Genomic DNA, 20,149 nt, shown 5'->3' with positions numbered 1-20,149 from the left:
GTCCTGCCGGCGTCGGCCACCTTCCAGCCGCTGCTCGCTCACGCGAGCGGCGGCTTTTTTCTTGCGTCGCTCAGGTGCCGAGCATGCCCTTGTGCTCGATGAACGCGACCACCTCGTCCAGTCCGCTCAGCGTCTTGAGGTTGGTCATCACGAAGGGGCGCGTCGGACGCATGCGCTTCGTGTCGGCTTCCATCACGTCGAGGTTGGCGCCGACGTGCGGCGCGAGGTCGGTCTTGTTGATCACGAACAGGTCGCTCTTCGTGATGCCGGGGCCGCCCTTGCGCGGGATCTTCTCGCCGGCGGCCACGTCGATCACGTAGATCGTCAGGTCGCTCAGCTCGGGGCTGAAGGTCGCGGCCAGATTGTCGCCGCCGGACTCGATGAACACGACGTCCGCGTCGGGGAACTGCGCCAGCATGCGGTCGATCGCCTCGAGGTTGATCGACGCGTCCTCGCGGATCGCCGTGTGCGGGCAGCCGCCGGTCTCCACGCCCAGGATGCGCTCGGCGGGCAGCGCGCCGCTGATGGTCAGCAGGCGCTGGTCCTCCTTGGTGTAGATGTCGTTGGTGATGGCGACGAGGTCCCACTTCTCGCGCATCGCCTTGCACAGCATCTCCAGCAGCGTCGTCTTGCCCGAACCCACCGGACCGCCGATGCCCACGCGCAACGGGGGCAGCCGCTTGGTGCGGCCGGGAATGTGGTGCAGCGCGGAGGAGGCAGGGGTCGTGCTCATGATCGGAACAGTCGTGAGTATTGGGTTTCGTGGCGCGCCGCGAGGATGGACAGCATCGGCGCGAAGAGCTGGCGCCGCGCGGGCGACGTCGCGATGGCCGCGGCGACCGCGGCGGGAATCTCGGCCGCCAGCCGCGTCAGCACGCGTTGGCCGGCGGTCTGGCCCAGCGGCACGGCCTTGAGCGCGGCCTGGACCTGGTTCTCGGCCCAGCCGAAGGCCTGCGTCTGCAGGGCAAGCTCGACCGGGACATCGATCGTCGACAAGGCCAGCGACATCACGAAGGCGTAATGCGCCGCGTGGCCGTCACCGCAGTCGACCAGCAGCGCGAGCTGCGCGGGCGTGGCCATGGGCTGCGCGCGCAGCCACACCAGCAGCGACTGGCCCATCTGCTCGGATTGAAGCCGGGCCTCCGCGCCGTCGCGGGTCACCCGCAGCCACCGCGCGAGCACGCGCAGCGTCGGCTCGTCGTGCGCGCGCCAGGCGACGATGCCCTGCGCGATCGCCGCGAGGTCCCCGCGCGCGAGCAGCATCAACTGCTGGCTGAGCCAGTGGGCGGCACTGGCGTCGTCGTGGATCAGGCCGTGCTCGACGGCGGCCTCGAGCACCTCGGAGTACGAGAACGCGCCGATCGGCAACGCCGGCGACGCGAGCCAGGCCAGCCGCAGCAGCGGCGGGACGGGATCAGTGGTCGTGACCACAGCCCGGGCCGTGCACATGCGGCGCGGCGGCCGCCTGGATGGCGATGGTCTTGCGCGCGGCCGGTGCGGTCGGCGCCGATGGCGCGCTCGGCGCGGCGTGCGAATGATCGTGCGAGTGACCATGACCATGGCCATGGTCGTGCCCGTGGCCGTGCCCATGCGCATGACCGCCCGCGCCGTACGCGCCGCCTTCGGGCTCGAAGCCCTCCTCGACCGTGTTCACGATCAGGTGCATCGCGCGCAGCATGTCGGCGAGCACGTGGTCGGGCTCGATCTTGAGGTGATCGGGCTTGAGCTCGATGGGCACATGGCGGTTGCCGAGGTGATACGCGGCGCGGACCAGGTCGAAGGGCGAGCCGTGCGCGGTGCACGCGGTGATGCGCAGCAGCGGCTGCGGCGCCGCGACAACGCGCACCAGCGATCCGTCCTCGGCCACCAGCACGTCGCCGCCGCGCGCCGCGGTGCCGCGCGGCAGGAACACGCCGAGCTCACGGCCCTGGCTGTCAGTGGCCTGGAACCGGCTCTTCTGGCGCGTGTCCCAGTCGAGCGTCACGGTGGCGGCGCGCTTGAGCAGCACCGGCGCGAGGCCGGCGCCCTGCGCCAGCAGTTTGGAGACTTGGATCATTCAGAACAGGAAGTAGCGCTGCGCCATCGGGAGCACCGAGGCGGGCTCGCAGTGCAGCAGCAGGCCGTCGGCGCGCACCGCGTAGGTCTGGGGATCGACCTCCATGCGCGGGGCGTAGGCATTGTGGACCATGTCCTTCTTGCCCACGCCGCGGATGCCCTTCACCGCCACCGCTGTCTTGGCCAGCCCGTAGCGCTGCGGCGCGCCCGCCGCGATCGCGGCCTGCGACACGAAGCTCAGCGACGCGCGCGCGAGCGATCCGCCGAAGCTGCCGAACATCGGCCGGTAATGCACCGGCTGCGGCGTCGGGATCGACGCGTTGGGGTCGCCCATCGCTGCCATCGCGATCACGCCGCCCTTGAGGATCAGCGACGGCTTCACGCCGAAGAACGCCGGCTTCCAGATCACCAGGTCGGCCCACTTGCCGACCTCGATGCTGCCGACCTCGTGCGACACGCCATGCGCGATCGCCGGATTGATCGCGAGCTTGGCCACGTAGCGCTTCACCCGGCCGTTGTCGTGCCGATCACTGTCGCCGGGCAGCTGGCCGCGCTGCTGCTTCATCTTGTGCGCGGTCTGCCAGCAGCGCAGGATCACCTCGCCCACGCGGCCCATCGCCTGCGAGTCGGAGCTGAACATGCTGATCGCGCCGAGGTCATGCAGGATGTCCTCGGCCGCGATGGTCTCCTTGCGGATGCGACTCTCGGCGAAGGCCAGGTCCTCGGCGATGGCCGGGTCCAGGTGGTGGCACACCATCAGCATGTCGACGTGCTCGTCGAGCGTGTTGATCGTGTAGGGCCGGGTCGGGTTGGTCGAGCTCGGCAGCACATTGGCCTCGCCGACCACCTTCAGGATGTCCGGGGCATGGCCGCCGCCGGCGCCCTCGGTGTGGAAGGTGTGGATCGTGCGCCCCTTGAAGGCGGCGACGGTGTCCTCGACGAAGCCGCTCTCGTTGAGCGTGTCGGTGTGGATGGCGACCTGCGTGTCGGTGGCCTCCGCCACGTCCAGGCAGTTGGAGATCGCCGCGGGCGTGGTGCCCCAGTCCTCGTGCAGCTTCAGGCCGATCGCGCCGGCCTCGATCTGCTCGGTCAGGCCGTCGGGCCGGCTCGCGTTGCCCTTGCCCAGGAAACCCAGGTTCATCGGGAAGGCATCGGCGGCCTGCAGCATGCGCTCGATGTGCCACGGACCCGGCGTGCAGGTCGTGGCGAAGGTGCCGGTGGCCGGACCGGTGCCGCCTCCCAGCATCGTGGTCACGCCGCTGGCCAGCGCTTCCTCGATCTGCTGCGGGCAGATGAAGTGGATGTGCGAGTCGATCGCGCCGGCGGTGACGATCGCGCCCTCACAGGCGATCACCTCGGTGCCGGGCCCGATGACGATGTCCACGCCGGGTTGCGTGTCCGGGTTGCCGGCCTTGCCGATCGCGACGATGCGGTGGTCCTTCAGGCCGATGTCGGCCTTGACGATGCCCCAGTGGTCGAGGATCAGCGCGTTGGTCAGCACCGTGTCCACCGCACCCTGCGCGCGCGTGCGCTGCGACTGCGCCATGCCGTCGCGGATGGTCTTGCCGCCGCCGAACTTCACTTCCTCGCCGTAACCGCCGGCGCGCAGGGTCAGGTCCTGCTCGACCTCGATGACCAGGGCGGTGTCGGCCAGGCGCAGGCGGTCGCCCACGGTCGGGCCGAACATCTCGGCGTAGGCACGTCTGCCGATGCGGGCCATCAGAGCGCTCCCTGGATCAGGCCGCGGAAGCCCCAGACCTCGCGGCTGCCCGCGTAGTCGACCAGCTCCACGGTGCGTTGCTGGCCGGGTTCGAAGCGCACGGCGGTGCCGGACGCGATGTTCAGGCGCATGCCGCGCGCGGCCGCGCGATCGAAGCTCAGCGCGGCGTTGGTCTCGGCGAAGTGGTAATGCGAGCCCACCTGGATGGGCCGGTCCGCGGCGTTGACCACGGTCAGCGTCAAGGTCCGGCGGCCGGGATTGAGCTCGTGCTCGCCGTCGTCGGTCAGCAGCTCGCCGGGCACCACATCAGGCACTCCGCCTTTCATGCGATCACCATGCGGCCGACCAGGCCCAGGCCCAGCAGCGCGATCGCGCCGCCCGCCATCCGGGACCACACCGGCGCCAGCGCGCGCAGCTTCAGCCCGAGCGCCAAGCCGCCCGCATGCAGCAGCGCGGTCGCCAGCACCATGCCCGCGAGCGCGACACCGCCGTCGAGTTCCGCGCCGTGAGCCAGGCCGTGGAAGACGGCGAAGGCGCCGACCAGCGCGGCGGAGGCGGCCGCGCCGATGTGCCAGCGCGCCGCGGCGATCAGGCCCAGCACCAGCACGGATGCCGCGACCATGGGTTCGACGCCCGGCATCGCGAGGCCCTCATCCGCGAGCCACAGACCGCTGAGCGCGCCGATCAGCAGCAGGCCGGCGAAGGCCAGCGGCGCGGCGAGCATGCGCCGACCGGTCTGCGTGAGCGCGCTCCACAGACCCACCGCCAGCATCGCGGCGAGGTGATCCAGGCCGGTGAACGGATGCGTGAACCCGGTGGCGAAGGCGCTCAGGGCCGACGGGCTGCCATGGTCATGGAGCGACCCATCGCCGGTGTGGGCGAACACGAAGACCGGCAGCACGGCGGCGACGGTCAGGGCCAGGGCTTGAGCAGCGGTGATCGCCGCATCGGTGAGGGACGAGGATGGAGTCGGGCGAGCGGTCATCGGGTGCCTCGGGATCAGGGGATCGGTTGGTGGACGGTGACGAGCTTGGTCCCGTCGGGGAAGGTGGCCTCGACCTGGATGTCGGGAATCATCTCGGGGATGCCCTCCATGACGTCGTCGCGGGTCAGGAGCTCGCGGCCGGCCTTCATCATCTGCGCGACGGTCTTGCCCTCGCGGGCGCCCTCCATCACCGCGGCGCTCAGGTAGGCGACCGCCTCGGGGTAGTTGAGCTTGAGCCCCTTGGCCAGGCGGCGCTCCGCCAGCAGCGCGGCGGTGAAGATCAGCAGCTTGTCTTTCTCTCGGGGCGTCAATTCCATGGCGTCACCTTTCTTGGTGGAAGACTTAGCAAGCCCCATGCCGGTGCACCGGCTCGGCATGGAATCTGCATTTGAGCGGAGGTCACCCTCCCCCGCCATGGATACCCCTCTCCCCACCCAGGACGCCCCGCAGCACATCATCAAGCTGCGGCGGGACTACAACGGGTGGGTGGCGCGCGAGACGCTGGAGGACTATGCGCTGCGCTACACGCCGCAGCGCTTCCGGCGCTGGTCCAGCTGGCGCGTGGCCAACACGGCCTTCGGCGCGTCCTCGTTCTTGATCCTGGAGGCCGTCGGCGCCACGCTGCTGCTGCATTACGGCTGGACCAACGCGGCGCTGTCCATCCTGGCGACCGGGCTGATCATCTTCCTCGCGGGCCTGCCCATCAGCGTTTACGCCGCGCGGCACGGCGTGGACATGGACCTGCTGACCCGGGGCGCGGGCTTCGGCTACATCGGCTCCACGCTGACCTCGCTGATCTACGCTAGCTTCACTTTCATCTTCTTCGCGCTGGAAGCCGCCGTGATGGCCTACGCGCTGGAGCTCGCGCTGGACATCCCGCCGCAGTGGGGCTACCTGATCTGCGCGCTGGTCGTCATCCCGCTGGTGACGCACGGCATCTCGGCCATCAGCCGGCTGCAGCTGTGGACGCAGCCAGTGTGGCTGGCCCTGCTGATCCTGCCCTTCGCGTGGGTGGGCTGGTTTCATCCTGGTGCATTCAACGGCATCACGACCCAAGTTGGGTCGCAGTCCGGCACCGCCGCCTTCGATGTGCACGCCTTCGGTGCGGCGCTCACTGTCGGCGTCGCCCTGATCACGCAGATGGGCGAGCAGGCCGATTACCTGCGCTTCATGCCCCGGCAGACGGCCGCCAATCGCCTCGGTTGGTGGGCGGCGGTGCTCGCGGGCGGCCCGGGCTGGATCGTGCTGGGCGTGCTGAAGATGCTGGGCGGCGCCCTGCTCGCCTACCTCGCGGTGAGCCACGCAGTGCCGGCGGAGCGCGCTGTCGATCCCAACCAGATGTACCTCGCCGCCTACGAGTACGTCTTCCCGCAGTACGGCTGGGCCGTCGCCGTCACCGCGCTGTTCGTCGTCATCTCGCAGCTCAAGATCAACGTCACCAACGCCTATGCGGGGTCGCTCGCGTGGAGCAACTTCTTCTCGCGCCTGACGCACAGCCACCCGGGCCGGGTCGTGTGGGTCGTGTTCAACACGCTGATCGCGTTCATGCTGATGTCGATGAACGTGTTCGAGGCGCTCGGGCACGTGCTGGGCCTGTACGCCAACATCGCGATCGCGTGGATCATGGCGGTCGTCGCCGACCTGGTGATCAACAAGCCGCTGGGGCTGTCCCCGCCCGGCATCGAGTTCAAGCGCGCGCATCTCTACGACGTGAACCCGGTCGGCGTGGGCGCGATGGCGCTGGCCTCGGTGCTGTCGGTGGCGGCCCATCTCGGCGTGATGGGGCCGCTGGCGCAGGCCTGGTCCGCGGCGATCGCGATGGTCACGGCGCTCGCGGCCGCGCCCTTGATCGCCTGGGCGACGAAGGGGCGCTACTACCTGGCGCGACCCGCGGCGGAGATCGAGGCCGCGAGGACCGAGGGCGTGCGCCGCTGCGTGATCTGCGAGCGCGATTACGAGGGGCCCGACATGGCCCATTGCCCGGCCTATCGCGGGCCGATCTGCTCGTTGTGCTGCACGCTGGATGCGCGCTGCGGCGACCTGTGCAAGCCGCAAGCGAGTCTCTCCGCGCAATGGACCGGGGCGCTGCGCCGGCTGTTGCCGCGGCGCAGCTGGCCTTACATCGACACGGGGCTGGGCCACTACCTGCTGCTGATGCTGGTGATCACGCCGCTGCTGGCCACGCTGTTCGGACTGCTCTATCACCAGCAGCTCCAGCAACTACCCGCTTTGCCGCTGATCGACATCGCCGCGCAGGACGCCTTGCGCGCGAGCCTGCGCGCCGGGCTGCTGAAGGCCTTCTTCGCGTTGCTGCTGGTGGCGGGGACGGTCGCGTGGTGGCTGGTGCTGGCGCACCAGAGCCGCGAGGTGGCGCACGAGGAATCCAAGCGCCAGACACAGGCGCTGATGCGCGAGATCGACTCGCACCGCCGCACCGACGAGGCGCTGCAGGGCGCGCGGCTGCAGGCCGAGCGCGCGCAGGCCGCGGCCGAGGCGGCCAATCAGGCCAAGAGCCGCTACATCAGCACGATCAGCCACGAGCTGCGCACGCCGCTGAACAGCATCCTCGGCTACGCGCAGCTGATGGCCGCGGACGCGTCGCTCCCGCCGCAGCGGCGCCAGGCGGTGCAGGTCATCAAGCGCGGCGGCGAGCACCTGATGCAGCTCATCGACGGCACGCTGGACATCGCCCGCATCGAGGCCGGCCGGCTGAGCCTGGAACCCGCGCCGGTGCGCTTCGACGAGTTGTTGCGCGAGCTCGCCGACATGTTCGAGCCGCCCGCCGCCGCGAAGGGCTTGCGCTTCCGTTTCGAGCCGCAAGGCACGCTGCCGGAATGGGTCCGCGCGGACGAGCAGCGGCTGCGCCAGATCGTCATCAACCTGCTGGGCAACGCGATCAAGTTCACGACCCAGGGTGAGGTGACGCTGCGCGTGCGCCACGGGCGCGAGATGGCCACGCTGGAGATCGCCGACACAGGGCCCGGCATGGACGCGGCCGAGCTCGCGCGCATCTTCGAGCCCTTCGCGCGCGGCAGCAGCGGTGTCAGCGGCGGGGGCGGCGCGCCGGGCGCAGGGCTGGGACTGACGATCGCCAAGATGCTGACCGAGCTGATGGGCGGCGAGATGTCGGCCACCAGCACGCCGGGACAGGGTTCCACGTTCCGCGTGCGGCTGTTCCTGCCCGAGCTCCATGGCCGCGTGTGGGACACGCCGCGCATGCGGCGCGCCGCGCGCGAACGCATCGGCGTGGACGGGGCGTCGCCTCGGGTGCTGGTCGTGGACAACGAATCGGACGATCGCCAGCTGCTGATCGAATTGCTCGGGCCGCTCGGTTTCTCCGTGCGCGAGGCCTCCAGCGGGCATGACGCGCTGGACCTGATCGCCGCGGGCTGGGTGCCGGACGCCGTGCTGATGGACCTGGCGATGCCGGGCATCGATGGCTGGGAGGCGATCCGGCGCCTGCGCCGCATGCTGGGCGAGCTGGGCGTGAACGCGCCGGCCGTGGCCGTGGTCTCGGCCAACGCCTTCGAGCGCGGTCAGGACAACGATGCCGGCATCTCGACGCGCGACTTCATCCTCAAGCCGGTCCGCCACGAGCTGCTGCTGGACTGGTTGACCGAGCGGCTGTCGCTGCAGTGGCGGGTCGCGGCGGCGCCGGCCAACCCGGTCGCGTCGACCGATTCAGCCGCGCTCGTGAGCACACCGTCCGCCATCGAGGTGCCACCACCCGAGCGGCTGACCGGCCTGCGCGAGGCGCTTCAACTGGGCTACTACCGCGGCGTGCTGCAGCAGCTCGATGAGATCGAGGCGGCGGCGCCGGCATGGCGCGCCTTCTGTGACACGCAGCGGGCGCTGGCGCGCCAATTCCAGTTCGAGGCGATGCTGCGCGGCCTGACGCGCAGCGCGGACCTCGCATGAACGACTTCGTCGGGTGACCTGTGATGAATCCACCGCTTCCTTCCGCCGTGACCGCGCTGCTGGACCAGCGGCAAGGCGATCGAGTCCTGATGGTCGACGACGTGCCCGACAACCTGTCGATGCTGCATGACGCGCTGGACGAGCAGGGCTACACCGTGCTGGCCGCGACGAGCGGCGAGGCGGCGCTGGCCTGCGCGCAGCAGGGCCGGCCCGACATCGTGCTGCTGGACGCGATGATGCCCGGCATGGATGGGTTCGAGGTCGCGCGCCGGCTCAAGGCCGACCCGTCGACGGCGCACATCCCGATCGTCTTCATGACGGGGCTGACGGAGACGGAGCACCTGGTGGCCGCGCTGCAGGCGGGCGGGGTCGATTACGTGACGAAGCCGCTCGACCCGCGCGCGGTGCTGGCGCGCATGCAGGTGCACCTGCAGGGCGCGCGGCAGGCGCGACAGACCCGGCAGGCGCTGGACGCCTTCGGGTACGCGAGCATCGCGGTGCGGGCGTCGTCGGGGCGGCTACTGTGGCAGACGCCGCTGGCGCGTGAACTGCTGCAGCTGTACTTCGGCACGATCGCGCCGCAGACCCCGGCACCGGTCCTGGCGTGGCTGCGCAAGAGCCTGCAGGACATGGGCCCCGCCGCGGCGAACGGCGAGGCCGCGCCCGCGCAGGAGCCGCCGCGATTGAGCGCGGAGCTGGGCGCGAGGCGCCTGAGCTTCCGGCTGCATCACTGCATCGGTGGGGAGGACAGCGCGGGATCGGCATCGGGATCGGCATCGGGATCGATGGCCGCGGGCGACTGGCTGATCGTGATGCGGGAGGTATCGGACGCCGCGGTGATCCGGTCACTGGGACTGGCGTTCAGTCTGACGGCGCGGGAGGCGGAGGTGCTGTACTGGGTGATCAAGGGCAAGATCAATCGCGACATCGGCGAGATCCTGGGTGCGAGCCCGGCCACGGTGAAGAAGCACCTGGAGCGCATTCACGCCAAGCTGGGCGTGGAGACCCGCACCGCGGCCGCCGCGATGGCGCTCACCCGCGTGCGGGAGATGCATCCGCAGTGGGAGGTGTGAACCGATCGGGGAAGCCTCAGACAGCGGCCTGGTTCATGACCGGCCGGTCTGGCGTTCTTCCTGCAATGCGCGCACCGCGACCAGTTGAGGCGCGCAGGCCGGAACCATCGCTTCGAGCAGATCGGCATCGATGGCTTCCAGCACGTCGACCCCGTGCTGACGATAGGCGCGACGGCCCGAAGCGCTCTTCGCCAACTGGAAGAGTCGCTGAAGCAGCGAGCCGATTCGGCTGGCGTGCTCCTCGCTCGCCGAGGCATGCGAGAACAGCGCGGCCTTGGCGACTTGAATCGCCCATCGGGCCTGCGTGGCGACATGCTCACCCTTGCGATCATGAAGACCGGCGAGGTTGTGGATGCGTGACTCGAGCATGTCGATGGGCGCCATCACGCGCAGGACCTGCCCGTCTCCCATGTCGAACGACAGACTGCCGGCGATCACCTTTCGCGTGAACACGCCGCACTTCTGCAGCCCGCCGTCGGCGAACAGCAGGTGCAGCACGTCGACATTGCCTTCCCTTCCTCCGGGGCCAGGGATTCGCACCTGAGCCACCAGCGACGTGCGCGCGGTCTTGCGCGGCAAGTCCACACGCGCATTCAGACGTCGGGCGAGCTCCCTGGCATCCGTCACCGTGCCGATCACATCGGCGTCCGCGGTCACCACGGCGCCTTGGGCCGAGATGCCAAAGCGCGCCATCCAGAATCCCAGAGCCTGCCCGCCCACCAGGATCACGTCCCGGGGCAGCTGCCGCATCACACGGTCCAGCAGGCGTCCCTGAAGAAGGAGTTCGTCATCGGCATTGTTGGGCTCGGTGGGCATGGTCAGTACGGAGAGTCGAGAGCCTTCGCATTCTTCGCGCGCTTGCGCGGGATGCCGACCATCTCCTCGGGGGAAGCTGCTCCCGACTTGACGGCCTCGATGTCGCGCGACTGTTCGCGTTGCTTGGCGGCACGCAGGTCCTCTTCCACCCTGGCCAGCGATTGCGTGCCGTGATCGCCGCGCAGCAGCTCTAGCAGCAGTTGCGAACGAATGCCAGACGACTCCAGCGCCTGGCCGATCCGCGCCCAAAACTCCACCTGCTGAGCGGCCGAGCGCGCCACGAACTCGCCCGTCTCCTGCGCATCCCGGAAGAGCTGGCTGCTGATTCGAATCGAGTTTGAACTCATGGTCGGCCTCGCTGCTGATCGCGTCAGTATGCCGCTGATTGATGCAATCTGCCACAACGAAGAATCGATAGCTCCAACGACCAAGGGCCCCTTGCGGGGCCCTCGTCATTCAAGTTCAAGCGATCGCGCCGTCGATCACGGCAGGCGCATGCGCGCGCCTTCCTGGGCCTCGGCCATCTGCTCGCGGCCGCGGCCGCGCGTGAAGTACACGCGCAGCGTCTTCGTCTCGCCGTACGCGGGATCGCGGCCCGCCAGGTCGTTGTCGACCCGCACGTCCAGCACGCCGCCGCGGCTGATGTTGCGCAGGCGCTCGGTCACGTCCACGAAACGCCCACCGCTGCCATACGTCGCGCGCACGATGTTCAGGCGGTTGTCCTGGCCTTGGCCATACCCGTCGTTCGGGCGGCCCGGACGACCATCCCAGCCGCCGTTCCAGCCGCCCTGCCCCCAGTCCCCACGGCCCCAGCCGGTGAACTGGCTGCCGTCGATCCAGCTGCCTTCGCGGTAATCAAACACCCGCACCTGGCCGTCGCGGCCCTTCGCATAGATGCGCAGCATCTTCGTACGGCCCACCGCCGGATCGTCGCGGAACAGGTCATTGGTCACTCGCACCTTCGCGTCGCGGCGCGCCAGTTCGCGCAGGCGTCCGGTCACGTCGATGCTCGCCTCGGGCACGCCGTAGCGGGCGCCCAGGATCGCGTACGCGCCGTCGTCGCGGCCCGGGCCTTCCCAACCGCCGTTGCCGCCGCCCTGACCCCAGTCGCCACCGCGCCAGCCGATGAAGTCGTTGCCGTCGATGACGCTGCCCTCGCGGTACTCGAAGACCCGCGTGTCTCCGCCGCGGTTGCGCGCATAGATGCGCAGCGTCTTCGTCTGCCCGTAGGCCGGGTCGTTGCCGAAGAACTCGTTGCTGACGCGCACGCGGTCGTCACGGCGCGCGAGTTCGCGCAGCTGGTCCGTCACGTCCATGTTGCGCTGCGAGGTGCCGTAGCGCGCGTTGAGGACCTGCCACTGGCCATCGTCGCGCGCGAACGCCGACGGACTCGCCATCACCGCCGCCAGCAGCATCAGCGCCGCCAGCACCCATCGCGCCATCGCGCGGTCCGGCCGCACGGCCGGCATCGTCATCGCAGTCATCGTGAACATCGCACCTCCTGGTTCGTTCATCTTGTCGGACCTCCAGCCCCTCCCCGGGGACGCTGGAAAGGCCGGGATGTTGCCTCAACGCCAACGCGCTCGCGGCGGTGGACGCACGTTACTTCAAGCTGTTACGAGCGGTCACTCGCCTCCGGCCGGGCCTCGCATCGCGCCGCCCACGTACGCCATGTGCCGTATATGCCGCCCACGCCCCGCTTCCTAGCATCCGGTCACTTCCCGTTGTCCTGCGAAGTCCGTCGAAGTCCCTCTTCATCCACCGGAGCTCCTCATGTCCTCGCATCCGAAATCCCCCCGCCCGCAACGCCGTCACGCGCTCAGGACGCTGGCCGTGGCCGGCGCGCTCGCCGGCCTGAACCTCGCCGCGCTGCCCGCCTTCGCCGCCGACACCATCAAGGTCGGCGTGCTGCACAGCCTGTCGGGCACGATGGCGATCTCCGAGACCGTGCTCAAGGACACCGTGCTCATGGCCATCGACGAGATCAACGCCAAGGGCGGCGTGCTGGGCAAGAAGCTCGAACCGGTGGTGGTCGACCCCGCGTCCAACTGGCCGCTCTTCGCCGAGAAGACCCGCCAGCTGCTGACCCAGGACAAGGTCGCCGTGATCTTCGGCTGCTGGACCTCGGTGTCGCGCAAGTCGGTGCTGCCGGTGGTCGAGGAGCTCAACGGCCTGCTCTTCTATCCCGTCCAGTACGAGGGCGAGGAGCTCAGCAAGAACGTCTTCTACACCGGCGCCGCGCCCAACCAGCAGGCCATCCCGGCGGTCGACTACCTGATGAGCAAGGACGGCGGCGGCGCCAAGCGCTGGGTGCTGCTCGGCACGGACTACGTCTACCCGCGCACCACCAACAAGATCCTGCGCGCCTACCTGAAGAGCAAGGGCGTCAAGGACAGCGACATCGACGAGAAGTACACGCCCTTCGGCCACAGCGACTACCAGACCATCGTCGCCGACATCAAGAAGTTCTCCGCCGGCGGCAAGACCGCGGTGGTCTCGACGATCAACGGCGACTCCAACGTGCCCTTCTACAAGGAGCTCGGCAACGCCGGCCTGAAGGCCAAGGACGTGCCGGTGGTGGCGTTCTCCGTCGGCGAGGAGGAACTGCGCGGCGTCGACACCAAGCCGCTGGTGGGCCATCTGGCGGCGTGGAACTACTTCATGTCGATCAAGAATCCGACCAACGACGCCTTCATCAAGAAGTGGTCGACCTACGCCAAGGCCAAGAACATCCCCGGCCACAAGGACAAACCGCTGACCAACGATCCGATGGAGGCGACCTACATCGGCATCAACATGTGGAAGCAGGCCGTGGAGAAGGCCAAGTCGACCGACGTCGACAAGGTCATCGCCGCGATGGCCGGCCAGACCTTCAGCGCGCCTTCGGGCATCACGTCCAAGATGGACGAGAAGAACCACCACCTGCACAAGTCGGTGTTCATCGGCGAGATCCGCGCGGACGGCCAGTTCAACGTCGTGTGGAAGACGCCCGCCCCCGTGAAGGCCAAGCCCTGGAGCCCGTACATCGCGGGCAACGAGGGCAAGCCTGACGAGCCGGCGAAGAAGTGATGCGGTCCGCCCTGCTCCTCGGACTGTCGCTGGTCATCGCCCTGCTGGCGCCGTCGGCGCACGCGGTGACGCAAGCGCAGGCGCTGTCCGTGGCGCAGGGCGAGACCGACGATCGCATCGCCGCGATCGGCCGGCTCGTCGCCGCGCCGGACGCGCGCACGGCGCCGTTGCTGCAGGCGCTCGCCGATGAGCGCCTCAAGCTCGGCGCCGATCAGCGCGTGCTGATCGCCACCGACACCGGCGTCGTCGACGCGGCCACCGGCACGCCCGTAACGCTCCCACCCGACGCCCAGTCCTCGCTCGAGGACGTCTTGCTCAACAACCGCCTGCGCGGCGAGCTCGATGGCGCGCTGGCCGCGCTGCATCTCTCGAGCGCCGACAAGACCGAACGCCTGCGCGCGGCGAAGGCGCTGATGGGATCCGGCGGCGACGACGCCCGTGTCGCGCTGCTGGACACCGCGATCGCGAAGGAGCAGGACGCCACCGTTCTCGATGCGCTCAAGCTCTCCCGCGCCGCCGCGCTGGCCGCCAGCCCCGATGCGGACAAGCGACGCGCCGCAGCGAAGCTGCTCGGCGAATCGCACAGCCCGGAAACCCGGCTGCTGCTCAATCAACGCCTGGCCGAGGAGCAGGACCCCGCCGTCAAGCAGGCCCTGCAGCGCTCGCTGCGCGCGGTGGAGGACACGCTCGCGTGGGGCGAGCGGCTCGGCGCGCTGTTCACCGGCGTGAGCCTCGCCAGCATCCTGCTGCTGGTCGCGCTGGGCCTGGCCATCACCTACGGGTTGATGGGCGTGATCAACATGGCGCACGGCGAGCTCATGATGATCGGCGCCTACGCGACCTATCTCGTGCAGGTCGCCTTCCGCCAATGGCTGCCGGGCTGGTTCGACGCCTACCTGATCGTGGCCATGCCTGCGGCCTTCCTCGCCTCGGCGCTCGTCGGCGCGGCGCTGGAGCGCAGCGTCATCCGCTGGCTCTACGGCCGGCCGCTGGAGACGCTGCTCGCCACCTGGGGCCTGAGCCTCGCGCTGATGCAGGCGGTGCGATCGCTCTTCGGCGCGCAGAACGTCGCTGTCGAGAGTCCGTCGTGGATGGGCGGCTCGCTCGCGCTGATGCCCGGCCTGGCGCTGCCGACCAACCGGCTCGCGATCATCGCCTTCGCGATCGTGGTGTTGGGCGGGATGTCGCTGCTGATCGCGCGCACGCGGCTCGGCCTCTTCGTCCGCGCCGTCACGCAGAACCGCCCGATCGCCTCATGCATGGGCGTGCCCACCGCGCGCGTCGACACCTACGCCTTCGCGCTGGGCTCGGGCCTGGCGGGCCTGGCCGGCTGCGCGCTGAGCCAGGTCGGCAACGTCGGGCCCGACCTCGGCCAGAGCTACATCGTCGACGCCTTCATGGTCGTCGTGCTCGGCGGCGTGGGGCAGCTCGCCGGCACGGTGCTGGCCGCGCTCGGCCTGGGCCTGGCCAACAAGGCGCTGGAAGGCGTCGTCGGCGCGGTGCTGGCCAAGATCGCCGTGCTGCTCTTCATCATCGTCTTCATCCAGAAGCGCCCCCAGGGCCTGTTCGCGGTCAAGGGCCGTGCCCAGGAGACCTGAATGCGCCCGGATCCCTTCATGACCGCGACGACCTCCGATCCGGCCGCCTCCGCCGCGCCGCCCACGACCTCGGGCCCGACACCCACGCCGCCGGCGTCGCCCGCGCCGACCCCATCCCTGTCGCTGCCGGAGCGCCCCGCGCTACTCTCCCGCGGCGGGTGGCTCGCCCTGTTCACCGCGCTGGCCGTCGCCTGCGTGCTGCTGCCCGCGCTCAACCTGCTGGTGCCGCCCGGCCATGCGCTGCATGTGGACGGCTACTGGATCAGCCTGCTGGGCAAGTTCTGCTGCTACGCGATGTGCGCGCTGGCGATGGACCTGATCTGGGGATTCGCCGGCATCCTGTCGCTGGGTCACGGGCTGTACTTCGCGCTGGGCGGCTACGCCATGGGCATGTACCTGATGCGCCAGATCGGCACCGACGGGCAGTACCGCAGCACGCTGCCGGACTTCATGGTGTTCCTCGACTGGAAGGAGCTGCCCTGGCACTGGGCTCTCAGCGACAGCTTCCTGGCCACCGCGCTGCTGGTGCTGCTGGTGCCGGGCGGCATCGCCTTCGTGTTCGGCTTCTTCGCCTTCCGCTCGCGCATCAAGGGCGTGTACTTCTCGATCATCACGCAGGCGATGACCTACGCGGCGATGCTGCTGTTCTTCCGCAACGAGACCGGCTTCGGCGGCAACAACGGCTTCACCGATTTCAAGCGGCTGCTGGGAATGACGATCACCACGCCGGGCATGCGCATGGCGCTCTTCGTGCTGAGCGCGCTGGCGCTGATCGGCTGCTACCTGGGCCTGCGCTGGCTGACGCGCGCGAAGTTCGGCCGTGTCCTCAGCGCGGTGCGCGACGCCGAGTCGCGGCTGATGTTCTGCGGCTACTCGCCCCTGCCCTACAAGCTCGCGGCCTGGGTGCTGTCGGCGCTGATCTGCGGACTCGCTGGCGCGCTCTACGTGCCGCAGGTCGGCATCATCAACCCGGGCGAGATGAGCGTGGCCAACTCGATCGAGATCGCCGTGTGGGCCGCGGTCGGCGGGCGCGGCACGCTGATCGGCCCCATCGTCGGCGCCTTCGCCGTCAACGGCGCCAAGAGCTGGCTCACGCAGGTCGCGCCCGAGTACTGGCTGTACCTGCTGGGCGCGCTGTTCGTCGCGGTGACGCTGTTCATGCCCGACGGCATCGCGGGTCTGGTCAAGCGCAAGCTCGGCAAGCAGTCCTCCAGGGGGACCGAGGAGACCTCCGCATGAGCCCCGATCTGCTCGAACAAGGCGGTGACCGCCTGCGCGCCGCCAGCGGCCCCGGCTACGGCCGCGTGGTACTGCCCGGCCAGCTGGACCTGGCGCACGGCCGCATCCTGTACCTGGAGGACGTGCACGTCAGCTTCGACGGCTTCCGCGCGATCAACGGCCTGTCCATCGACATCGCGCCCGGCGAGCTGCGCTGCATCATCGGGCCCAACGGCGCGGGCAAGACCACGATGATGGACATCATCACCGGCAAGACCCGGCCGGATCGCGGCACGGTGTTCTTCGGCGGCACGATCGATCTGCTGCGCCACAGCGAGGCCGAGATCGCGCAACTGGGCATCGGCCGCAAGTTCCAGCGGCCCACCGTCTTCGAGGCGCTCAGCGTGTACGAGAACCTGGAGCTCGCGCTGCAGGGCTCGCGCGCGCTGCGGGCCTCGCTCTGGGGCGTGCTCAGCGGCGTGCAGAAGGACCGGCTGGCCGAGGTGCTCACGCTGATCAGGCTGCAGGACCGCATGACGCGTCCGGCGGGGCTGCTGAGCCACGGGCAGAAGCAGTGGCTGGAGATCGGCATGCTGCTGGTGCAGGACCCGAAGCTGTTGCTGCTCGATGAGCCGGTGGCCGGGATGACCGATCAGGAAACGGAACGCACCGCGGAGCTGATCCTGACGCTCAAGGGCCGGCACAGCATCATCGTCGTCGAGCACGACATGGGCTTCGTCGACCGGATCGCCGAGAAGGTCACCGTGCTGGCGGAAGGCTCGGTGCTGGCCGAGGGCACGCTGGCGCAGGTGCAGGCGGATGAACGCGTGATCGAGGTGTACCTTGGACGTTGACCTTCAGGATCTGACCTCGACGGTTCCCGCTGATGTCGAGCGCGGCACGACGAACGCCCCGATGCTCGAGGCGGTCGGCCTGCACCAGTACTACGGCGGATCGCACATCCTGCGCGACGTGTCGGTGAGCGCCACGCCAGGGCGCATCACGGTGCTGCTCGGGCGCAATGGCGTGGGCAAGACCAGCCTGCTCAAGAGCCTGATGGGCCTGGTGCCGATCTGCGCCGGCAGCGTCAGCCTCGCGGGCAAGGACATCAGCCGCGCGACGCCGTATCAGCGCGCGCGCGCCGGCATCGGCTACGTGCCGCAGGGACGCGAGATCTTCGCGCGGCTGACCGTCGAGGACAACCTGCGCATGGGCCTGGCGAGCAAACCCGGCGGCACGCCGATCCCGGAGCATCTGTACGCGCTGTTCCCGGTGCTCAAGCAGATGCTCAAGCGCCGCGGCGGCGATCTGTCCGGCGGTCAGCAGCAGCAGCTCGCGATCGCCCGCGCGCTGGCGGCGTCGCCGCGGCTGCTGATCCTGGACGAGCCGACCGAGGGTATCCAGCCGAGCATCATCAAGGACATCGGCCGGGTGATCCGGCGGCTGGCCGATGAGGGTCTGGACGGCCATCCCGTCGCGATCCTGCTGTGCGAGCAGTACTACGACTTCGCCGCGGAACTCGCCGACGAGTTCCTCGTGCTGGAGCGCGGCAGCGTCATCGCGCGCGGCGACAACGCGGCCATGCAGACGGCGGAGGTGCGGGGGCTGGTGGCGATCTGAGCCGGGCCCCGCGCCCGCTCAATCCGCCTGGATCTTCGCCGAGGAGATGACCTTGCCCCAGCGCAGGAACTCCGCATCCGAATGCGCCTGCAGCTGCTGCGGGTTCATGTAGTCGGCGGTGGCGCCGAGCTCCGCGGCCTTCTTCCGGAACTCCGGCGTGGCCATGATCTTCTGGATCTCGCTGGTCAGCTTGTCGACGACCGCCTGCGGCGTCTTCGCCGGCGCGAACACCGCGAACCACGAGCCCGCGTCCAGGTTGGGCAGACCGGCCTGCGCCGCCGTCGGCACGTCGGGCAGCGAGGACAGGCGCTCCTTGCCCGTCACCGCCACCGCGCGCAGCTTGCCCGACGCGATGAAGGGCATGAACGGCGGCGGCGTACCGAAAGTCAGGTCGACCTGACCGCCCAGCAGGTCCTGCAGCGCCGGACCGGTGCCCTTGTAGGGCACATGGATCATCTGGATGCCGGCCTGCTGCTCCAGCATCACGCCGGTGACGTGCTGCAGCGAGCCGTTGCCCGAGGACGCGAAGGACAGCTTGCCGGGGTTCTTCTTCGCATAGGCGAGCAGCTCGGCCGTGGTCTTCGCCGGCACGCCCTCGCGCACCACGATCAGCTGCGGCGCGGTCAGCACGTTGGCCACCGGACGGAGGTCCTTGAGCTCCCAGGCGCCCTTCTGGATGTGCGGCGTGATCACGTGATAGCCCGAGTACTGCATCAGGATCGTGTAGCCATCGGGCTCGGCCCGCTTGGTCGCGACCGCGGCCAGCGCGCCGCTCGCTCCGGAGCGGTTGTCCACCACCACCGTCTGCCCGAGCGCCTTGCCCAGCGGCTCGGCCAGCATGCGCGCGGCGATGTCGGTCGTGCCGCCCGGGGCGGCGCCCACCAGCATCGTGATCGGCTTGTTCGGATAGGGCGACTGCGCCCAGGCGCCGTGCATCGGCGCGAGCAACGCGGCAACGGTGCCGGCGCAGGTAGCGGCGGTGGCGACCGCGGTGAGGCGGCGTCGGATCGGGTTCATGGCTTGTCTCCAGGAAGACCGCTCGTGGCGGCGTTTGTCGTTGAAATCAGAAAACTCAGGCGTCGCGGGCCAGCGCGCGCTCTCGGATCGCATCGAAGTCGCGCGGTCGCGGGTGCAGGTCCAGGCGGCGCCCCGCGCTGACGATCTGGCTCGGCACCGGGTGACCGATCAGCGCCGGCAGCCGCCTGGCCGCGTCGATGAGCCGCACCAGATCGACGCCGGTGTCCAGGCCCATGCACTGCAGCGCGTGGACGATCTCCTCGGTGCAGACATTGCCGGTGGCGCCCGGCGCGTAGGGACATCCGCCGATCCCGCCGAGCGACGCGTCGAAGCGGTCCGCGCCGGCGTCGATCGCGGCGATCACGTTGGCCAGGCCCATGCCGCGCGTGTTGTGGAAGTGCAGCGTCAGCTCCGCCGCCGGCCAGCGCTCGCAGAAGGCGCGCACCAGCGCGACGACCTGCGTCGGATAGGCCATGCCGGTGGTGTCGCACAAGGTGACGCCGCGGGCGCCGAGGTCCTCGAGGAAGCGCCCGCACCAGTCCAGCACGGTGTCCGTCGGCACGTCGCCCTCCATGGGGCAACCGAAGGAACATGACAACGACACGTTGACCGCGATGCCCGCGCCGTGCGCCATCGCCGCGACCTCGGCCAGGCCGGCGAAGGACTGCGCGCGGGTCATGCGCAGGTTGGACAGGTTGTGGCTCTCGCTGGCCGACATGACGAGGTTGAGTTCGTCGGCGCGCGCCTCGATGGCGCGCTCCGCGCCGCGCACGTTGGGCACGAGCACCGTGTAGATCACGCCCTCGCGGCGTGTGATGCCGGCCATCACCTCGGAGGCGTCGGCGAGCACGGGGATCGCCTTGGGCGACACGAAGGCGGTCACCTCGACCTTCGCCAGCCCGGCCTCGGACAGCGCGTTCACGAGCGCGATCTTGTCGGCGGTCGGCACGAAGACGGTCTCGGCCTGCAGACCGTCGCGGGTGCCGACGTCCTGCATGTACACGCGGCGGCCGGCGCCGCTCCAGACGTCGGAGGGGGAATGGGACAGAGCAGTCATCGC

Annotated in this window: 19 protein-coding genes; 7 read left to right on the top strand and 12 right to left on the bottom strand. The window is 69.6% G+C overall.

Going from position 1 to position 20,149, the window contains the following annotated elements:
• Positions 1 to 70: 70 nt before the first annotated feature.
• The 7 genes from ureG to ACNI65_RS03870 are packed head-to-tail and all read right to left on the bottom strand — an operon-like array spanning position 71 to position 5,077.
• Positions 71 to 733 (bottom strand): urease accessory protein UreG, encoded by a 663-nt coding sequence (ureG, locus tag ACNI65_RS03900; RefSeq protein WP_416761305.1) that lies wholly within the window; start codon positions 731 to 733, stop codon positions 71 to 73.
• Positions 730 to 1,449 carry an urease accessory protein UreF gene (locus ACNI65_RS03895; protein WP_416761303.1) on the bottom strand — a complete coding sequence of 240 codons (720 nt, stop codon included), beginning with the start codon at positions 1,447 to 1,449 and terminating at the stop codon, positions 730 to 732. Before ACNI65_RS03895 ends, ureG begins: the two co-directional genes overlap by 4 nt.
• Positions 1,415 to 2,056 (bottom strand): urease accessory protein UreE, encoded by a 642-nt coding sequence (gene ureE / locus ACNI65_RS03890; RefSeq protein ID WP_416761302.1) that lies wholly within the window; start codon positions 2,054 to 2,056, stop codon positions 1,415 to 1,417. The genes ACNI65_RS03895 and ureE overlap by 35 nt, the downstream gene beginning before the upstream one ends.
• Complete coding sequence (ureC, locus tag ACNI65_RS03885; RefSeq protein WP_416761301.1) at positions 2,057 to 3,775, bottom strand: urease subunit alpha; 1,719 nt, start codon at positions 3,773 to 3,775, stop codon at positions 2,057 to 2,059. It lies immediately after the preceding gene.
• On the bottom strand, positions 3,775 to 4,080 hold the full coding sequence (locus ACNI65_RS03880) for an urease subunit beta (RefSeq protein ID WP_416763563.1): 306 nt from the start codon (positions 4,078 to 4,080) through the stop codon (positions 3,775 to 3,777). Before ACNI65_RS03880 ends, ureC begins: the two co-directional genes overlap by 1 nt.
• A 17-nt stretch (positions 4,081 to 4,097) precedes the next feature.
• Positions 4,098 to 4,760 (bottom strand): HupE/UreJ family protein, encoded by a 663-nt coding sequence (locus ACNI65_RS03875; RefSeq protein WP_416761300.1) that lies wholly within the window; start codon positions 4,758 to 4,760, stop codon positions 4,098 to 4,100.
• Positions 4,761 to 4,774: 14 nt separating this feature from the next.
• A complete protein-coding gene (locus ACNI65_RS03870; RefSeq protein ID WP_416761299.1) occupies positions 4,775 to 5,077 on the bottom strand; it encodes an urease subunit gamma in 303 nt (100 codons plus the stop codon).
• A 97-nt stretch (positions 5,078 to 5,174) separates the two neighbouring features.
• Between ACNI65_RS03870 and ACNI65_RS03865 the strand changes: the two genes are divergently transcribed.
• Together ACNI65_RS03865 and ACNI65_RS03860 are read left to right on the top strand one after the other, a co-directional pair.
• A complete protein-coding gene (locus ACNI65_RS03865) occupies positions 5,175 to 8,678 on the top strand; it encodes an ATP-binding protein (RefSeq protein WP_416761298.1) in 3,504 nt (1,167 codons plus the stop codon).
• A 23-nt stretch (positions 8,679 to 8,701) separates the two neighbouring features.
• On the top strand, positions 8,702 to 9,751 hold the full coding sequence (locus tag ACNI65_RS03860) for a response regulator (protein WP_416761297.1): 1,050 nt from the start codon (positions 8,702 to 8,704) through the stop codon (positions 9,749 to 9,751).
• A gap of 33 nt (positions 9,752 to 9,784) precedes the next feature.
• Here ACNI65_RS03860 and ACNI65_RS03855 read toward each other — a convergent pair whose 3' ends face one another.
• The 3 genes from ACNI65_RS03855 to ACNI65_RS03845 all read right to left on the bottom strand — a co-directional run bounded on the left by ACNI65_RS03855 (position 9,785) and on the right by ACNI65_RS03845 (position 12,060).
• The gene (locus tag ACNI65_RS03855) at positions 9,785 to 10,567 is read right to left on the bottom strand and encodes a hypothetical protein (protein ID WP_416761296.1); all 783 of its coding nucleotides are present in this window, start codon (positions 10,565 to 10,567) and stop codon (positions 9,785 to 9,787) included.
• 2 nt (positions 10,568 to 10,569) lie between these two features.
• On the bottom strand, positions 10,570 to 10,914 hold the full coding sequence (locus ACNI65_RS03850) for a TA system antitoxin ParD family protein (RefSeq protein WP_416761295.1): 345 nt from the start codon (positions 10,912 to 10,914) through the stop codon (positions 10,570 to 10,572).
• Between the two features lie 135 nt (positions 10,915 to 11,049).
• Entirely contained in the window at positions 11,050 to 12,060 is a 1,011-nt protein-coding gene (locus ACNI65_RS03845) for a hypothetical protein (protein WP_416761294.1), read from the bottom strand.
• A gap of 280 nt (positions 12,061 to 12,340) precedes the next feature.
• Here ACNI65_RS03845 and urtA point away from each other — a divergent pair, with 280 nt between their 5' ends.
• The 5 genes from urtA (at position 12,341) to urtE (ending at position 18,072) form a co-directional block, all read left to right on the top strand.
• Entirely contained in the window at positions 12,341 to 13,636 is a 1,296-nt protein-coding gene (gene urtA, locus ACNI65_RS03840) for an urea ABC transporter substrate-binding protein (protein WP_416761292.1), read from the top strand.
• The gene (gene urtB / locus ACNI65_RS03835; protein ID WP_416761291.1) at positions 13,636 to 15,234 is read left to right on the top strand and encodes an urea ABC transporter permease subunit UrtB; all 1,599 of its coding nucleotides are present in this window, start codon (positions 13,636 to 13,638) and stop codon (positions 15,232 to 15,234) included. Before urtA ends, urtB begins: the two co-directional genes overlap by 1 nt.
• Positions 15,235 to 16,473 carry an urea ABC transporter permease subunit UrtC gene (urtC, locus tag ACNI65_RS03830; protein WP_416761290.1) on the top strand — a complete coding sequence of 413 codons (1,239 nt, stop codon included), beginning with the start codon at positions 15,235 to 15,237 and terminating at the stop codon, positions 16,471 to 16,473.
• Positions 16,470 to 17,306, top strand: a complete 837-nt coding sequence (gene urtD, locus ACNI65_RS03825) for an urea ABC transporter ATP-binding protein UrtD (protein WP_416761289.1) — start codon at positions 16,470 to 16,472, stop codon at positions 17,304 to 17,306. The genes urtC and urtD overlap by 4 nt, the downstream gene beginning before the upstream one ends.
• A gap of 61 nt (positions 17,307 to 17,367) precedes the next feature.
• On the top strand, positions 17,368 to 18,072 hold the full coding sequence (gene urtE / locus ACNI65_RS03820) for an urea ABC transporter ATP-binding subunit UrtE (protein WP_416763562.1): 705 nt from the start codon (positions 17,368 to 17,370) through the stop codon (positions 18,070 to 18,072).
• Between the two features lie 18 nt (positions 18,073 to 18,090).
• Here urtE and ACNI65_RS03815 read toward each other — a convergent pair whose 3' ends face one another.
• Together ACNI65_RS03815 and ACNI65_RS03810 are read right to left on the bottom strand one after the other, a co-directional pair.
• Positions 18,091 to 19,089, bottom strand: a complete 999-nt coding sequence (locus tag ACNI65_RS03815; protein ID WP_416761288.1) for a Bug family tripartite tricarboxylate transporter substrate binding protein — start codon at positions 19,087 to 19,089, stop codon at positions 18,091 to 18,093.
• Between the two features lie 55 nt (positions 19,090 to 19,144).
• Positions 19,145 to 20,146: a hydroxymethylglutaryl-CoA lyase gene (locus tag ACNI65_RS03810; protein WP_416761287.1), complete on the bottom strand. Its 1,002-nt coding sequence runs from the start codon at positions 20,144 to 20,146 to the stop codon at positions 19,145 to 19,147.
• Between the last annotated feature and the right edge of the window lie 3 nt (positions 20,147 to 20,149).

The sequence above is a fragment of the Roseateles sp. So40a genome, from assembly GCF_048081605.1.
GTDB lineage: Bacteria > Pseudomonadota > Gammaproteobacteria > Burkholderiales > Burkholderiaceae_C > Roseateles.
Note: the sequence above shows the minus strand (reverse complement) of the source record. Positions and strands in the feature narration are given on the sequence as shown.

Coding starts and splice junctions, on each gene's coding strand:
- ureG (WP_416761305.1), bottom strand. CDS start 733: ATGAGCACGACCCCTGCCTCCTCCGCGCTGCACCACATTCCCGGCCGC.
- ACNI65_RS03895 (WP_416761303.1), bottom strand. CDS start 1,449: ATGTGCACGGCCCGGGCTGTGGTCACGACCACTGATCCCGTCCCGCCG.
- ureE (WP_416761302.1), bottom strand. CDS start 2,056: ATGATCCAAGTCTCCAAACTGCTGGCGCAGGGCGCCGGCCTCGCGCCG.
- ureC (WP_416761301.1), bottom strand. CDS start 3,775: ATGGCCCGCATCGGCAGACGTGCCTACGCCGAGATGTTCGGCCCGACC.
- ACNI65_RS03875 (WP_416761300.1), bottom strand. CDS start 4,760: ATGACCGCTCGCCCGACTCCATCCTCGTCCCTCACCGATGCGGCGATC.
- ACNI65_RS03870 (WP_416761299.1), bottom strand. CDS start 5,077: ATGGAATTGACGCCCCGAGAGAAAGACAAGCTGCTGATCTTCACCGCC.
- ACNI65_RS03865 (WP_416761298.1), top strand. CDS start 5,175: ATGGATACCCCTCTCCCCACCCAGGACGCCCCGCAGCACATCATCAAG.
- ACNI65_RS03860 (WP_416761297.1), top strand. CDS start 8,702: ATGAATCCACCGCTTCCTTCCGCCGTGACCGCGCTGCTGGACCAGCGG.
- ACNI65_RS03855 (WP_416761296.1), bottom strand. CDS start 10,567: ATGCCCACCGAGCCCAACAATGCCGATGACGAACTCCTTCTTCAGGGA.
- ACNI65_RS03850 (WP_416761295.1), bottom strand. CDS start 10,914: ATGAGTTCAAACTCGATTCGAATCAGCAGCCAGCTCTTCCGGGATGCG.
- ACNI65_RS03845 (WP_416761294.1), bottom strand. CDS start 12,060: ATGTTCACGATGACTGCGATGACGATGCCGGCCGTGCGGCCGGACCGC.
- urtA (WP_416761292.1), top strand. CDS start 12,341: ATGTCCTCGCATCCGAAATCCCCCCGCCCGCAACGCCGTCACGCGCTC.
- urtB (WP_416761291.1), top strand. CDS start 13,636: ATGCGGTCCGCCCTGCTCCTCGGACTGTCGCTGGTCATCGCCCTGCTG.
- urtC (WP_416761290.1), top strand. CDS start 15,235: ATGCGCCCGGATCCCTTCATGACCGCGACGACCTCCGATCCGGCCGCC.
- urtD (WP_416761289.1), top strand. CDS start 16,470: ATGAGCCCCGATCTGCTCGAACAAGGCGGTGACCGCCTGCGCGCCGCC.
- urtE (WP_416763562.1), top strand. CDS start 17,368: ATGCTCGAGGCGGTCGGCCTGCACCAGTACTACGGCGGATCGCACATC.
- ACNI65_RS03815 (WP_416761288.1), bottom strand. CDS start 19,089: ATGAACCCGATCCGACGCCGCCTCACCGCGGTCGCCACCGCCGCTACC.
- ACNI65_RS03810 (WP_416761287.1), bottom strand. CDS start 20,146: ATGACTGCTCTGTCCCATTCCCCCTCCGACGTCTGGAGCGGCGCCGGC.